The organism is Amycolatopsis sp. NPDC104587, assembly GCF_055583645.1.
The window spans coordinates 71,419-85,932 of sequence record NZ_JBVJNO010000014.1; the positions used below are offsets into that span (position 1 = coordinate 71,419).

At 72.5% G+C, this 14,514-nt stretch carries 14 protein-coding genes and 1 pseudogene; 9 read left to right on the forward strand and 6 right to left on the reverse strand.

All coding sequences use genetic code 11. The features are described 5' to 3' along the window. Positions 1–166: 166 nt before the first annotated feature. Genes ACZ61C_RS36260 through ACZ61C_RS36270 form a run of 3 tightly spaced genes read left to right on the forward strand, consistent with a single transcriptional unit; the run spans position 167 to position 1,142 of the window. On the forward strand, positions 167–580 hold the full coding sequence (locus tag ACZ61C_RS36260; protein WP_465312421.1) for a phage holin family protein: 414 nt from the start codon (positions 167–169) through the stop codon (positions 578–580). After that, on the forward strand, positions 577–882 hold the full coding sequence (locus ACZ61C_RS36265) for a DUF3618 domain-containing protein (protein ID WP_465312422.1): 306 nt from the start codon (positions 577–579) through the stop codon (positions 880–882). Before ACZ61C_RS36260 ends, ACZ61C_RS36265 begins: the two co-directional genes overlap by 4 nt. Then, the gene (locus tag ACZ61C_RS36270) at positions 879–1,142 is read left to right on the forward strand and encodes a DUF4235 domain-containing protein (protein WP_465312423.1); all 264 of its coding nucleotides are present in this window, start codon (positions 879–881) and stop codon (positions 1,140–1,142) included. Before ACZ61C_RS36265 ends, ACZ61C_RS36270 begins: the two co-directional genes overlap by 4 nt. A gap of 28 nt (positions 1,143–1,170) precedes the next feature. Here ACZ61C_RS36270 and ACZ61C_RS36275 read toward each other — a convergent pair whose 3' ends face one another. Then, positions 1,171–1,539, reverse strand: a complete 369-nt coding sequence (locus ACZ61C_RS36275) for an STAS domain-containing protein (protein WP_465312424.1) — start codon at positions 1,537–1,539, stop codon at positions 1,171–1,173. A gap of 165 nt (positions 1,540–1,704) precedes the next feature. Between ACZ61C_RS36275 and ACZ61C_RS36280 the strand changes: the two genes are divergently transcribed. After that, positions 1,705–2,994: an NAD(P)/FAD-dependent oxidoreductase gene (locus tag ACZ61C_RS36280; protein WP_465312425.1), complete on the forward strand. Its 1,290-nt coding sequence runs from the start codon at positions 1,705–1,707 to the stop codon at positions 2,992–2,994. Between the two features lie 43 nt (positions 2,995–3,037). Here ACZ61C_RS36280 and ACZ61C_RS36285 read toward each other — a convergent pair whose 3' ends face one another. Beyond that, the gene (locus ACZ61C_RS36285) at positions 3,038–3,232 is read right to left on the reverse strand and encodes a DUF2630 family protein (protein WP_465312426.1); all 195 of its coding nucleotides are present in this window, start codon (positions 3,230–3,232) and stop codon (positions 3,038–3,040) included. Positions 3,233–3,267: 35 nt separating this feature from the next. Then, positions 3,268–4,170: a LysR family transcriptional regulator gene (locus ACZ61C_RS36290; protein ID WP_465312427.1), complete on the reverse strand. Its 903-nt coding sequence runs from the start codon at positions 4,168–4,170 to the stop codon at positions 3,268–3,270. Positions 4,171–4,251: 81 nt separating this feature from the next. On the opposite strand from ACZ61C_RS36290, the gene ACZ61C_RS36295 reads away from it, so the two are divergent. The 3 genes and pseudogenes from ACZ61C_RS36295 (at position 4,252) to ACZ61C_RS36305 (ending at position 8,317) form a co-directional block, all read left to right on the forward strand. Beyond that, positions 4,252–5,580 (forward strand): type III PLP-dependent enzyme domain-containing protein, encoded by a 1,329-nt coding sequence (locus ACZ61C_RS36295; protein WP_465312428.1) that lies wholly within the window; start codon positions 4,252–4,254, stop codon positions 5,578–5,580. Between the two features lie 40 nt (positions 5,581–5,620). After that, on the forward strand, positions 5,621–7,120 hold the full coding sequence (locus ACZ61C_RS36300) for a glycosyltransferase family 39 protein (RefSeq protein ID WP_465312429.1): 1,500 nt from the start codon (positions 5,621–5,623) through the stop codon (positions 7,118–7,120). Between the two features lie 25 nt (positions 7,121–7,145). Further along, positions 7,146–8,317: pseudogene (locus ACZ61C_RS36305) on the forward strand (4-hydroxybenzoate 3-monooxygenase). Here the strand turns inward: ACZ61C_RS36305 and ACZ61C_RS36310 are convergent. Further along, the gene (locus tag ACZ61C_RS36310) at positions 8,314–10,662 is read right to left on the reverse strand and encodes an alpha-L-fucosidase (RefSeq protein ID WP_465312430.1); all 2,349 of its coding nucleotides are present in this window, start codon (positions 10,660–10,662) and stop codon (positions 8,314–8,316) included. The pseudogene ACZ61C_RS36305 and the gene ACZ61C_RS36310 sit on opposite strands and share 4 nt — an antisense overlap. A gap of 226 nt (positions 10,663–10,888) precedes the next feature. Here ACZ61C_RS36310 and ACZ61C_RS36315 point away from each other — a divergent pair, with 226 nt between their 5' ends. Together ACZ61C_RS36315 and ACZ61C_RS36320 are read left to right on the forward strand one after the other, a co-directional pair. Further along, the gene (locus tag ACZ61C_RS36315; protein WP_465312431.1) at positions 10,889–11,155 is read left to right on the forward strand and encodes a hypothetical protein; all 267 of its coding nucleotides are present in this window, start codon (positions 10,889–10,891) and stop codon (positions 11,153–11,155) included. 309 nt (positions 11,156–11,464) lie between these two features. Beyond that, positions 11,465–12,685 carry an SGNH/GDSL hydrolase family protein gene (locus tag ACZ61C_RS36320; protein WP_465312432.1) on the forward strand — a complete coding sequence of 407 codons (1,221 nt, stop codon included), beginning with the start codon at positions 11,465–11,467 and terminating at the stop codon, positions 12,683–12,685. Here ACZ61C_RS36320 and ACZ61C_RS36325 read toward each other — a convergent pair. Continuing rightward, on the reverse strand, positions 12,671–13,954 hold the full coding sequence (locus tag ACZ61C_RS36325; protein WP_465312433.1) for an MFS transporter: 1,284 nt from the start codon (positions 13,952–13,954) through the stop codon (positions 12,671–12,673). The genes ACZ61C_RS36320 and ACZ61C_RS36325 overlap by 15 nt on opposite strands. Then, the gene (locus ACZ61C_RS36330; RefSeq protein ID WP_465312434.1) at positions 13,951–14,487 is read right to left on the reverse strand and encodes a GNAT family N-acetyltransferase; all 537 of its coding nucleotides are present in this window, start codon (positions 14,485–14,487) and stop codon (positions 13,951–13,953) included. Before ACZ61C_RS36330 ends, ACZ61C_RS36325 begins: the two co-directional genes overlap by 4 nt. Positions 14,488–14,514 lie beyond the last annotated feature (27 nt).

Below are 14,514 nucleotides of genomic sequence, written 5' to 3' on the forward strand. Positions count from 1 at the left end.
CGCGAAACACGCCGGGACGGCCGTGGCCCGCGGTGTCGCTCGTTCGAGTGAATCCGGGGTGGCAGCTGCCCTGGCCACCCGGCGCCGGACCGGGCAAACCCGGCGGATCGCCGTGGTTGACGCCGCGCCGGGCCGGGTACACGGCGGCCAGGCGAGGAGGTGTTCCATGATCGAAGAAGTCAACAAGAAGCCGGCCGCCGACCGGTCGGTGGGCGAGCTGGTGACCGACCTCACCGACGAGGTGAAACGGCTCGTGCGGGACGAGATGCGGCTCGCCGTGTTCGAGCTGCGGACCAAGGGCAAGAAGATGGGCCTCGGCGCCGGGCTGTTCGGCGCGGCCGGGCTGTTCGCGCTGTTCGGCGCGGGCACGCTGGTCGCGGCCGCCGTGCTGGCGCTGGCGCTGGTCGTGCCCGGCTGGCTGGCGGCGGTCGTCGTCGCGGTCGCGCTGTTCGCGATCGCCGGGATCGCGGCGCTGGTCGGTAAGAAGGAAGTCACGCAGGCGGTGCCGCCGGTGCCCGAAGAGGCCATCACCGGCGTCCGCGAAGACGTGGAGACGATGAAGCAGGGAGTGCGCACATGAGCGGGGACTTCCCGAAGAACGCCGAGGAGGCGCGGCTCGACCGGGACACGACCCGGGAAGAGCTCACCGAGACCCTGGAGGCGCTCGGGCAGAAGCTCGACGTGAAGACCCGGGTCAAGGAGAACGTCGACGAGAAGCTCGACCTCGCGACCGCGAAGGTCGCCGACGTCACGAACGAGCCGACCGCGGTGAAGTTCCGCCAGGGCGCCGACGTGGTCCGGAGCAACCCGGTCCCGATCTTCGCCGGCGTGCTGGGCCTGGTGATCCTGATCCGCCTGATCCTGCGCCGGAGGAACTCGTGAACAAGGCCTTGTACAAACCGATGAGCTGGGTGGTGGGCGCCCTGGGCGGCCTCCTCGCCGGCCAGGTCTTCAAGCAGGTCTGGATGCGCGTGGCCGGGGAGGACGACGCCCCCGACGCCACCGACCGCGACTACACCTGGCAGCAGGTGGTCATCGCGGCGGCGGTGCAGGGGGCGATCTTCGGCGCGGTCAAGGCCGCCACCGAACGCGCGGGCGCCGTCGGTTACCGGAAGGCGACCGGCGACTGGCCGGACGACTGACCACAGTGGACGGCCGGCGACGGGGCGCTCACGCCTCCGGCACGGGGCCGGGGGCGAACCGCGCGAGCGCGGCGGCGGTGCGCGGGTGGATCTCCAGCAGGAGGTCCGCGCCGGTCGCCTCCAGCGACCGCGAGACGGCGTGCCCGGCGACGACGACGGCGAGGTCGGCCCGGCCGTTCGCCTGCAGCAGCGACCGGACCCCGGCGCAGCTGAGGAAGGCGACCCGGGTCAGGTCGACGACGAGCCGCTCACCGGTGGCGAGGGCTTCGTCGAGGGTGCCGACGGTGGCGGCGTCGATATCTCCCACCAGCGTGACGACGCGGATTCCACCCGGTCGGTCGGTGGTGGTGGCGGTCAAGCCGGACGGATCATCGATCGTGCGAAAGAGGTCGTACATGGCGCTCCCTAGTGCGGCTGGCAGGGGCGCTGACCGGAGCACGTTTCTGAACAACAGCCAACACCCCTGACCGTACGCCCCTGTGCTCGCAGGTCAACCCCGCGGGTTCCCCGTCCCGACCTGGGGTAATCCGCGGGGCCGAAGATCCGTCCCGGAAGGAGACCCATGCGTGCCGTGATCGTCGGAGGCGGTTTCGCCGGGTTCCACGCGGCCAAGAGCTTGCGCGAGGAAGCCGGCGAAGACGTCGAGATCGTCGTGCTCAACCCGACGGATTACTTCCTCTACCTGCCGTTGCTGCCGGAGGTGGCGGCCGGGATCCTCGACCCGCGGCGGGTGACCGTCTCCCTCCCCGAGACGCTGCCGGGTGTCCGGCTGGTGCTCGGCAAGGCGACCGGCGTGGACTTCGGCACCCGCGAGGTGAGCTACACCGATCCGGAGGACGAGGACCACCGGATCGGGTACGACCGGCTCGTGCTCGCGGCGGGCAGCGTCAACAAGCTGTTGCCGATCCCGGGTGTCCCGGAGTGCGCGCACGGCTTCCGCGGCGTGCCCGAGGCGCTCTACCTGCGTGACCACATCACCCGGCAGATCGAGCTGGCCGCAGCGGCCGACGACCCGGCCGAACGGGACGCGCGGTGCACGTTCGTCGTGGTCGGCGCCGGGTACACCGGCACCGAGGTCGCCGCGCAGGGCCCGGCCTTCACCGAGGCGCTGGCCGCGCGCCACCCCGAGCTCGCCGGGCAGCAGATCCGCTGGCTGCTGCTCGACGTCGCCGAGCGTGTGCTGCCCGAGCTCGACGCCCGGCTCGGCCGGACCGCCGACGAGGTTCTGCGCGCTCGCGGGGTCGAGGTGCTGATGAAGACCTCCGTCGACCACGCCGACGTCAAGGGCGTCACGCTGACCAGCGGCGAGCCCGTGCCGACCCGCACCCTCGTCTGGTGCGTCGGCGTACGGCCGGACCCGCTGGTGGACGGCCTCGGGCTCGAGACGGCGAAGGGCAGGCTCGTGGTCACCGACGAGCTGCGCGTGCCGGGCCACGACGACGTGTTCGCCTGCGGTGACGCGGCCGCGGTGCCCGACCTCACCCGCCCCGGCGAGTACACCGCGATGACCGCGCAGCACGCCGAGCGGCAGGGGAAGCTCGCCGGCCGCAACGTCGCCGCGTCGATGGGCTACGGCCGTCCCCGCCGCTACCGGCACCACGACCTGGGTTTTGTCGTCGACCTCGGCGCCGGCGCCGCCGCGGCGAACCCGCTGCACATCCCGCTGTCCGGGCTGCCGGCGAAGGCGGTGACGCGGGCCTACCACCTGATGGCGATGCCCGGGAACCGCGTGCGCACGGCGGTCGACTGGCTCCTGGAGAAGCTGACCGGCCGCCAGACGGTCCAGCTCGGGCTGGTCCGGTCGGGCTCGGTGCCGCTCGACACCGACTCCCCGGAGCTCCCCCGGCGGTGACCGCCCGCGCAGGAGTCCACTGTGGACACTTTGCGCCCGCGGGTCAGTCTTCGTCGAAGACGGCCAGCGCCTGCCGGCGGTGCAGCAGGTCGACGGCTTCGTCCAGCTGCCGTTCGAGCTCCTTCAGCCGGGCTCGCTCCGCCGGGGTCAGCCCGCCGTGGTGCAGAGCCGCGGCGCGCAGCCGGTGCTCCTCGTCGATCAGGTCGGCGATCCGGTCGGTGATTTCGTGCGCTGCCATGGGAAATGCCCTTTCGACGCCGGCTGCCTGTGAGCTTACTGCGCCGATCGCCCACCGGCCGCCGTCTCACGGGCGAGCTCCACGAAGGCCTGCACCACCGGCGGCGCAGGCCCCGTCCGCCAGGCCAGCCCCAGGTCGATCCGCGGCACGGGGTCGGCCAGCCGCCGCAGGACGACGCCTCGGCGGCGCAGGCCGCGGGCGCGGTGTTCCGGCACCGCCGCGATGCCCGCGCCCTCGGCGACCGCGCGCACCAGCTGCTCGTCCTCCGGTTCTTCGCGGACGATCGGCGGGACGCCGTCCGGCCAGACCTGGCCGCTGATCGTGTCGTACTGGCCCGGGCCGTTCTCCCGCGGCCAGAACACCACCGGTTCCGCCGCGATCCACGCCCGCCGCAGCCGGCCACGGCGGCGGGCCAGCGGGTGCCCCGACGGCAGGGCGATCAGCACCTCCTCCGAGCCGACCACCGCCACCTCGACCCCCGGCTCGGACACCGGCGGCCGCACGAAGCCGGCGTCGATCTCACCGGTGGCCAGCCGGGCCAGGTTGAGGCTCGTCCAGCCCGTCTCCAGCGCCAGCTCGACCTCCGGGTGCCGCGCTCGGTAGACCGCGACCAGGTCACCGGCGAGCGGGCCGGGCGCCGACCGGGTGTAGGCGATCCGCAGCCGCCCGGTGTCGGCCCGCCCGGCCGCGGTGACCACCCCGCGCGCCCGGTCCAGGCGGTCGAGCAGGTCCCGCGCCTCCGCCGCCGCGACGCGGCCCGCCTCGGTGAGCGCGAACCGCGGGCCCGAGCGGTCGAGCAGCGCGACCCCCAGCTCCGTCTCGAACGCGCGGATCTGCTGGCTCAGCGACGGCTGCGACACGAACAGCCGCGCGGCCGCCCGGGTGAAGTGCATCTCTTCGGCGAGCACGGCGAAGTAGTGCCATCGGCGAAGGTCCACCCAGCGATTATAGGCCGATCCTATGTGTCCATCAGGATCAGGTCTTGGACCGCCCGCGCCGGCCGCTGCTGTCCTGGAGGGGTGACCACGACCAGCGCACCCCTGACCCGAGCCGACCGCCGGCAGCTCGCCCTCGCCGCCGCGGCGGACCGCGGGCTCGTCGACCCGATGGCCGGCTTCGTCGACCTCGCCGGCCTGCGCACCGCCGTCGAAGAGCTCACCGACGCGTTCGGCCCGCTCGGGCGCGTCCAGCACACGGTCGCCGCCAAGGCGTGCGGCCTCGCGCCGCTCCTGCGGTTCCTCGGCGACCTCGGGGTCGACGCCGAGGTCGCGAGCCCGGGCGAAACCGCGGTCGCCGAAGCCGCCGGGCTCCGCGGCCCGCGGCTGGTGCTCGACTCCCCCGCCAAGACCACCGCCGAACTCGCGCACGCCCTCGCCGAAGGCACCGCGGTCAACGCCGACAACTTCCAGGAGCTCGCCCGGCTCGACGCGCTGATCGGCGCGACACCACCGCGGTCGGTCCTGGGCCTGCGGATCAACCCCCAGGTCGGGGCCGGCCGGATCGGCGACACGAGCACCGCGACCGCCGCGTCGAAGTTCGGCATCCCCTTGCGCGACAACGGGAACCGGGAACGACTCCGCGAAGCCTTCGCGCGCCGCCCGTGGCTGACCCGGCTGCACGTCCACGTCGGCTCGCAGGGCTGCCCGCCGGAGCTGATGGCCGCCGGGGTCGCCGCGGTGCACGCGCTCGCCGAGGAGATCAACGTCGAGGCCGGGTACCGGCAGGTCACCAGCCTCGACCTCGGCGGCGGGCTGCCGGTGAACTTCGCCTCCGACGAGCCGGGCCCGACCTACGCCGGTTACGTCGCGACACTGCTCGCGCGGGTCCCGGCCCTGGCCGACGGGCGGTACTCCTTCGTCACCGAGTTCGGCCGCTCCCTGCTGGCGAAGAACGGGTTCCTCGTCAGCAGGGTCGAGTACACGAAGGTCGCGGGTGGACGGCCCATCGCCGTGACGCACGCGGGCGCCCAGGTGGCGGCCCGCACGGTGCTGCAGCCGGAGCACTGGCCCCTGCGGCTCACCGCGCTCGATCCCACCGGGACGCCGAAGAGCGGACCCGAAGTGCCGCAGGACATCGCCGGGCCGTTGTGCTTCGCCGGCGACCTCCTCGCCCGCGAGCGGCCACTGCCGCTGCTGGAGCCGGGTGACCTCGTCGTCGCGCACGACACCGGCGCCTATTACTTCGGCGCGCACTACGCGTACAACACGCTGCCGCGCCCGGCGGTGCACGGCTTCACGGTGGGCGGAAGCGGTGACGTCGAGTTCACGCCGATCCGCCGCGCCCAGTCGATCGCCGAGCTGGTCGCGGACGCGGGCGGCGAATTCCTCGGAGCGCTCCCGGAGGCTTGATCCCCGGCGTACGATCCGGGCACGCCGAGGGGAGACTGCCATGGGGGCCGGTCGCGAATCCGGGTTGCCGCCACGTTTTGCCGCGGTCGGAGTCGGGATCGTGGCCGCCGCGCAGGCGGTGGTCCTGACCGTCCTGTCCGGCCGGTACGGCTTTCACCGCGACGAGCTGTACTTCGTCGCCGCGGGCCACCGGCCCGACTGGGGGTACGTCGACCAGCCGCCGATCACGCCGTGGCTGGCCCGTGCGTCGACGGCGTTGTTCGGCGAGACACCGACCGGCCTGCGCGTGGCGGCGACGCTGCTCGGCATGGCGACGGTCGTGGTCGTCGTGCTGATCACCCGCGAGTTCGGCGGCGGCCGCGCGGCGCAGCTGTTCACCGCGATCGCCACGGTGCTGTCGTCCTCTGTGCTCGTCGTCACGCACATGCCGGCCACCAACACCGCGGACCTGCTGCTGTGGTCGCTGATCACGTTCTTCGGCCTGCGGCTGCTGCGGACCGGCGACGGCCGCTGGTGGCTCGCCGTCGGCGCCGCCGCCGGGCTCGGCATGGCGAACAAGTGGCTGGTCCTGATGCTGCTGTCCGGGCTCGGGATCGGCGTGGCCGTCGCCGGGCCGCGCCGGGTGCTGCGCAGCTGGTGGCTGGCGGGCGGGGTGGCGGTCGCCGCCGTCCTGACGGCGCCGGTGGTGCTCTGGCAGGCGTCCCACGGCTGGCCGATGCTCACCGTCGCCGGCGGGATCAGCGAGGACGACGGCGCGGAGAACCGCATCCTGTTCGTGCCGATGCAGGTGGTCTACCTCTCCCCCGTGCTGGTGCCGGTGTGGATCGCCGGGCTGGTGCGGCCGTGGCGCGACGCCGGCCTGCGCTGGGCCCGTGCCCTCGCGATCGCCTATCCGGTGGTCTGCGTCGAGCTCCTCGTCCTGGGCGGGAAGCCGTACTACTCGGTGCCGTTGCTGCTCCCGCTGGTCGCGCTCGGCGCGGACCCGGCGCTGCGGTGGCTGCGCCGGGGCGGGGCGACCCGGCGGGCGCTGACCGGCGCGGCGGCCGCGGTGTGCGTCGTGGTGTCCGTCCTCATCGGACTCCCGGTGCTGCCGGCTTCGGCGCTGGGGCCGGTGCTGGCGGTGAACAAGGAGCCGGGTGAGCAGATCGGCTGGCCGGAGTTCGCCGGCAGTGTCGCGGACGCCTGGGCGCGGATCCCGGCGACCGAGCGGGACACCGCGGTGATCCTCGCCGGAAACTACGGCGAGGCGGGCGCGCTGGAGCACTACAGGCCCGCGCTCGGGTTGCCCCGGCCGTACTCGCCGCACATGTCCTACGCCGACTGGGGACCACCGCCGGACCGGCTGGCCGGCCCGGTGCTGCTCGTCGGCGGCTTCGAACGCGGCTCACCCGCGGCCCACTTGATCACCGGCTGCCGCGTGGTGGCCGAGCACCGGACGGCCGGCGGTGTCGACAACGACGAGAACGGCACCCCGCTCTCGCTGTGCACGCTGACCGAGCCGTGGTCCACCGCCTGGCCGAACCTGCGGCAGTTCTACTGAGCGGGTTCGCGCTACCCTCGGGCGCATGGTGGCGACACGCGCGGCGGTGACCGTGGTGGGGGCCGGTCCGGCCGGGCTCACGGTGGCGAACCTCCTGCGGCGCGCGGGAATCGGCTGTGTGCTGCTGGAGAGGGAAAGCCGGGCGTTCATCGAGCAGCGGCCGCGAGCCGGGTTCATCGAGGAGTGGGCCGTCCGCGGCCTCGAACAGCGTGGCCTCGGTGAGCAGCTCGTGGCGACGGCCCCGCGGCACGAGAAGTTCGAGTTCCGGTTCGCCGGACAGCGGCGGGAGTTCCGCTACGGCGATGTCACCGGGCAGCGGCATTTTGTCTACCCGCAACAACTTCTGGTGACCGACCTGCTCGCGCAGTACGCCGAAGCCGGCGGTGAGGCGGTCTTCGACGTCTCCGACGTCGAACTGCACGACCTCACGTCGGGCTCGCCCGCCGTCACGTTCCGGACCGCTGGGGGCGAGCACCGGATCGACTGCGACTTCGTCGCCGGCTGCGACGGCGCCCGCGGCATCTCCCAGGGTTACCTGCCACCGGAAACCACCGTGACTACGGAATCGGCTGGCTGGCCCTGCTCGCCGAGGCGCCGCCGTCCGCCGACGGGGTGCTGTTCGGCATCCACCCGCGCGGGTTCGCCGCGCACATGGCCCGCACACCGGCGGTGACCCGCTTCTACCTGCAGACCGCGCCGGGCGAGACCGAGGCGGACTGGCCCGGCGAGCGCGTCTGGGAAGAGCTGCACGCGCGGCTCACCGTGCCCGGCGGCGAAATCATCGAAGGCAAGCTGATCGAGAAGCGGATCCTCGACATGCACAACTACGTCGTCGAGCCGATGTCGCACGGCCGCCTGCACCTGGCCGGCGAGTCGGCCCACCTGGTCGCGCCGATCGCGGCGAAGGGCATGAACCTCGCTCTGCACGACGCGTTCCTGCTCACCGAGGCGATCGAGGCGCACTACGCCGGAGACACCGCGAAACTCGACGGCTACTCCGCCGCCTGCCTGCCGCTGATCTGGCAGTACCAGGAGTTTTCCCTGTGGCTGTCGGACATCTTCCACCACACCGCGACCGCGGGCGGCAACCCGTTCCTGGCCCGCGTCGCGGAAGCCCGGATGCGCCGGTTGCTGGGTTCGCCCGCGGCCGCGGCGGCGTTCGCGGAGCTGTACATCGGCAAGAACGCCGACCTCTAGCTCCAGGCGATCTTGAACACCCAGGCGAAGCGCCCCGCCTGCCGCGCCGCGGCCGGGACGTCGATCACCAGCGAGCCGTTCTCCACGGTCCAGTGCAGGTTCCCGCGGTAGCCCAGCATCGTGACCCGGTCACCGCCGCGGATCGGGACCGGCGCGTCGACCACCAGCCTGCTGCCCGGCGCCGCCAGTGAGTGCACGTAGAACGCCTCGTTCTGCTTGACCGTGAACCGCAGGTCGCCGAGCTGGGCCATCCGGGACCAGTACGTCGTGCCGTAGACGGCTTCGCCGTTGACCTTCAGCCACGCGCCCGCGTCGCGCAGGTGCTGCTGCATGACGTCCGGGATCGTGCCGTCGAAGTCCGGGCCGATGTCCAGCAGGAAGTTGCCGTTCTTCGACACGATGTCGACCAGCGTCCGGACGACCTCCTCCGCCGTCATGTACCGGTCGTCGGGGGTCGCGCGGTTGTAGCCGTAGGAGAACGGGTCGAGGCCGCGGCTCGCCTCCCACTTCGCCACCACGGTGTTCGGATACGTCGTGTACTCCGGGGTCGTGAAGTCGTGGTCCGGGATGCCGCCGCGGTCGTTGTAGGTGACGTCCTTGGGGCGCTTGCGGTTCTTCGCGTGGTTGAAGTACTCCGAGACCACCGCGCGCGAGTCGTTGACACCGCCGATGTCGAACCACAGCACGTCCGGGTCGAACTTCGAGATCAGCTCGAGCACCTGCGGCGCCTGGTAGTCGCGGACGAAGTCCTTCCCGGCCGTGTAGCCGGTGTAGGGCAGCGGCGCCCCGGTGTAGGGGTTGCGCGGCGCGTGGCCCATCCACGGGTTGTCGGGGTTGAACCATTCCGGCAGCGAGAAGTACAGGCCGTTGCGCAGCTGCGGGGTGTACTTGCGTGACGCCGTGAACAGCTCGTTGATGATGTTGCGCTTCGGACCGAGCTTGACGGAGTTGCGGTCGCTGACCGCGGTGTCCCACAACGCGAACCCGTCGTGGTGCTTCGAGGTGAGCACGTAGTACTCGGCGCCCGCGTCGGCGATGAGCTTCAGCCAGCTGCGCGGGTCGAACTTCTTCGCGGTGAACAGCGGGATGAAGTCGTCGTAGGCGAAGTCCTCGCCGTACTTCTCCCGGTGGTAGGCGTAGGTCGCGCCGTTCGGGTCCTGCTGGTTCTGCCAGTACCACTCCGCGTACTGCTGCCCGACCGGCGCCCACGCCGGCACCGCGTACACCCCCCAGTGGATGAAGATGCCGAACTTGCTGTCGGTGAACCAATACGGCGCGCGGTGCGTCGACAGCGAAGCGTCGGTCGGCCGGAAGTCCGGGACGCCGAGGGTGACAGGCACCTGCTGGGTGGCCAGGGTGCCGCGGCCGGCGGTCACGCGGATCTGGCCGTTCGTCGTGGTGCCGGGCGGGACCGACGCGTTCGGCGCCAGGCCGAGCCGCACGGTCGCCTGCTCCCCCGGTGCCAGCGCGCGGATGGTCGCCGGCACGGTGGTCCGGCCGCCGGGAACGTCGAGGGTGACCGTGACGCGGTCGCGCGCGCCGAGCCAGACGGTGCCCGCGTTGACCACGGTCGCCTCGGCCGCCTGCGGGCCGCCGTCGGTGAGCAGGTTCGCGCTCGAGCGGCCGTCCAGCACCAGCGCGGAGCGGCCGACGGCCACCGGCTGCAGGGTGAGCGCGAAGACGTGCAGGCTGGAGACGTTCGGCGCGGGCGCCGCGGTCGTGGGCAGGGTCAGGCCGACGGCTTCGCGGGCCGGGTCGACCCAGACCTGCCCGGTGGCCAGGGAAACCGGGTTGTTGTCGACGACTCCCCCCGGCGCGTAGCGGAACGGCGCGACCAGGGCCCCGGTGCCGGTGTACCAGTCCGGGCCGGACAGCGACCCGGTGCTCGTGCTGCCGTCGGCGTAGTGCACGGTCGCGGTGCCGCCGGTCGTGCCGTAGCTGGCGGCGACCAGGAAGTACGCGACGAAGTACTTTCCCTTCGGCAGGTCGATCTTCTGGCCGGTGGCGGCGATGTTGTTCTTCGCGCCGGCGGCCGCGGAGCCGAGCTTGAACGGGACGCCGCCGACGGACGCGGTCGCCGGGAGGTGCTCGGCCGGGAACGTGTACCCGGACCCGTCGAAGTCGCCGCCCGTGGCGGACGCGCTGTCGATGCCGTCGTTGGAGAACCAGGCGTCGAGCGCGACCGGGACCGGCGGCGGGGGCGGGACGATCGGGGTGTCCGGGCTGTCCGCGGCGGCGTCGACGGCGGGCACGGACGCGCCGGCCGGGGTGCGGCCGGCCGCGGTGAGCGCCACGGCGCCACCGACGGCCATGCCGAGGGCTTGACGGCGGGGGAAGGTCGTCACTGAACCTCCAGGGATCGGATGAGTACGGCGGAAAGACGGCAGACTGGTCCCACCAGAGGCTCAGTGGGGCTTATTCATCCGATGACTGACCCTGCTCGTTGAGGTTTCCGCTGTCAAGAGGCCATCCGGCGCGATCGAAGTGAACCGGGCGGTTAAGCACGCCGTACTACTGAGTAACGAGCTGCAGCACTCGCGCCACCACCAGCCGGACCGAGAGGCCAGACCCATGTCCACCCTTCCGAGCGCGCTCAGCCGCCGTGCGATCGCCATGCTCAAGGCGGTCGCCGAAGGCCGCGCCGAGCTCCGCTGCAGCTGCGAACCCGACCTCCGCGTCGACGGGCTTTCGTGCTGCGACCAGAACACCGCCCACGACCTCACCCGCGCCGGGCTCGTGCGGCCCACGACGATCGTCGCCCCCGGTCAGTGGGCGCCCGCCGAACTGACCGAAGCCGGCCACCTCGCGGTCGGCGGCGGGTTCCCCGCCGCGGCGTGAACCGGAAACCGCGCCGGCCAGAAACTCCGCGCCGCGCTGAACCACCCCGCTCCGGCGACCGTGCTCTGGGTGAGGGCGTCTCGCACACGCCCTCCGGAGTCACCACGACGCAACGATCCGGCCAGCCTCCGCCTGATCGGGACCGGGCGGCTCCGGCGAGCGGCCGTCGCGGCAACGGCCACCTCGCGCGGGCCCGTCCGGCATCCCCAGAATCCCGGACGGGCCCGCCCCTCGCTGTCCGGGATCTTGTCCACCTCGCTCACCTGATCAGCGGTCCCTCGGTCGTCGCAACCACGCCACCGTGAGTACATGCGACGCTTCCTCGCCGTGAGCGCGGCTGTCCTGACGGGGTTCGGCATCCTGACGACGTCCGGCAGCGCGAATCCGGAAAGCGCCTTCCCGGTCGTCGCCGAGCACGCCGTGGGCGGCTGGGTCGGCACGTGGGCCGCGGCGCCCGCGTCCGCCGTCGCCAACACCCCGGACGGCTACCCGGGTTTCTCGATCCGCAACGTCGTGCACACGAGCGCCGGCGGCAGCCGGACCCGCGTCCACCTCTCCAACGCCTTCGGCGCTTCCCCGCTGACTTTCGGGCACGTCACCATCGCGGTGCAGGGCGCCGGCGCTCACGCGGTGCCGGGCACCCTGCGGTCGCTGACGTTCGGCGGCGCGGCGAGCGTTGTCGTGCCGGCCGGCGGCGAAGCGCTGAGCGACGCGGTCGGCCTGCGGGTGCCCGCCGACACGAACCTGCTCGTCACCACCTACGTGCCCACCAAGTCCGGGCCGGTGACCTACCACCCGGCCGCGGCGCAGACGTCGTACTTCACCCGCGCGGGGGACTTCGCCGGTAGCGAGTCCGGCGCGCCCTACACCGAGCAGACGTCGGTCTGGCACTACGTTTCCGGCGTCGACGTCCAAGGCGGCGCGGAGGCCTCGATCGTGACGCTCGGCGATTCGATCACCGACGGCGTCGGCTCGGCTTCCGGCGCGAACCACCGCTGGCCGGACTACCTCGCCGACCGCCTGCACGGCCGCTTCGGCGTCCTCAACGCGGGCATCAGCGCCAACCGGCTGCTGCTCGACGTGCCCGGCTCCGGCGCCGGCCAGAACGCCTTGTCCCGCTTCGACCGCGACGTGCTGAGCGTCGGCGGAGTGCGGACGCTGATCGTGCTCGAAGGCATCAACGACATCCAGCAGGACCCGCACCAGACCGACCCGGCCGCGATCACCTCGGCCTACCGCCAGCTGGTGGCGCAGGCGCACGCGCGCGGCATCCGCGTCCTCGGCGGCACACTCACGCCGTTCAAGGGCTGGGGCGTCTACGACGAAACCCTCGAAGCGACCCGGACCGCGGTGAACACGTTCATCCGCACCAGCGGGGTGTTCGACGGCGTCGTCGACTTCGACGCCGCCGTCCGCGACCCGGCCGACCCGCTGCGGATGCTGCCGGCCTACGACTCCGGCGACCACCTCCACCCCGGCGACGCCGGGTACGAGCGGATGGCCGCCGCGGTCCGGCTAGACCGGCTGTGAGCGCGGGATGAACAGCACCGCCACCAAGCTGAGCACCGCCACGGCGACGAGGTAGAGCGACACCGAAAACGAGGTCCCCGTGGAGGTCTGCAACGCCGTCGCGATCAACGGCGCGAACCCGCCGCCGAGGACCGCGCCGACCGCGTAGGAGAACGACGCGCCGCTGTAGCGGTACCGCGGCTCGAACAGCTCCGCGAACAACGCCGACTGCGGCCCGTACGTCGCGCCGAGGCCGACGTTCAGCACCACCACGGCCACGATCAGCCAGACCGCGGCCTTCGTGTCCACCAGCAGGAAGAACGGGATCGGCCAGACGACCAGCAGCACCGACCCGGCCAGGTACACCGGCTTGCGGCCGGCCCGGTCCGACCACGCGGCCGTGACCAGGATGCTCACCAGCCACGTCACGCTGCCCACGATCACCACGACCAGCAACGTGGTGCGGTCGATCTTCAGCACCGAAGTGCCGTAGGACAGCAGGTACGCCAGGAAGATGTACCCGATCGCGGTGTTCGCGATGAAGCTGCCCGACGCCACCAGCAGCGCGCGCGGGCGCTCGCGGAAGACGTCGACCATCGGCCGGCTGCTGCGCGCCTCGGACTCCCGCAGCCGCGCGAACACCGGCGTCTCCTCGATCCGCAGCCGGATCACCAGGCCGACCCCGACGAGCACGATGCTCGCCAGGAACGGCACCCGCCAGCCCCACGCCGCGAACTGGGCGTCGGTGATGGTGCGGCCGAGGACGAAGAAGAACAGCTGCGCCAGGATCAACCCCGCGGGCACGCCGATCTGCGAGAACGCGCCGTACCGCCCGCGGTGCCCCTCCGGCGCGTGCTCGACGGCCATCAGCGCCGCGCCGCCCCACTCGCCGCCCGCGCTCAGGCCCTGCAGCAGCCGCAGCACCAGCAGCAGGATCGGCGCCCAGACCCCGATCGCGGAGTACGTCGGCAGCAGGCCGACCCCGACGGTCGCCACCCCCATCAGGAGCAGCGACAGCACCAGCATCGCCTTGCGGCCCACGCGGTCGCCGAAGTGGCCCCAGAGGATTCCGCCGACCGGCCGCGCCAGGAACCCGACGCCGAGCGTCGCGAACGCCGCCAGGGTGCCGGACGCGGGCGAGAGGGTCGTGAAGAAGAGCTTGCCGAACACGAGCGCCGTCGCCGTGCTGTAGATGAAGTAGTCGTACCACTCGATCGTGGTCCCGATCGCGCTCGCCACGGCGACCCGCCGCAGCTGCCGGTCCGCGTCGGCCGGAGCCGGGGTGCTCACGAGCCGGCGAACGCCGGGACGAGGTCTTCGGCCAGCAGGTCCATCAGCAGCCCGTCGTGCCAGTTGCCGTCCGGACCACGCTCGTAGGAGCGCATCGTGCCGACCGGCCGGAAGCCGAGCGACTGGTAGAGCTGGATCGCGGACTTGTTGTCCGCCGCCGGGTCGATCACCACCCGGTGGTGCCCGCGCACGGTGAACAGGTGCTCGGCCAGCGTCCGGATCGCGTCCGAGCCGAGGCCCCGGTGCTGGAAGTCCGGGTGCACGGCGATGTCGATCCCGGCGTGCCGGTACTGCGGGTCGGCCTCCTCGAAGGCGAGTTCGATGCCCACGACGACGTCGTCGTGTTCGATGGCGTAGGTCGTGGTGCCGTCGTCGGGGTCCAGCAGGTAGGACACCTGGGCGGCCACGGGCTCCTCGGCGTCGGCCCACCAGCGGGCGACTTCGGGATGCGACAGGATCTCCTCGAACCGGGCGGCGTCCGAGGCTGCGGCGGGCCGCAGCCGGACACGGCTTCCGGTGATCAGGCCGGTCATCGGCCCAGTGTCGACCCCCGGAAGCCG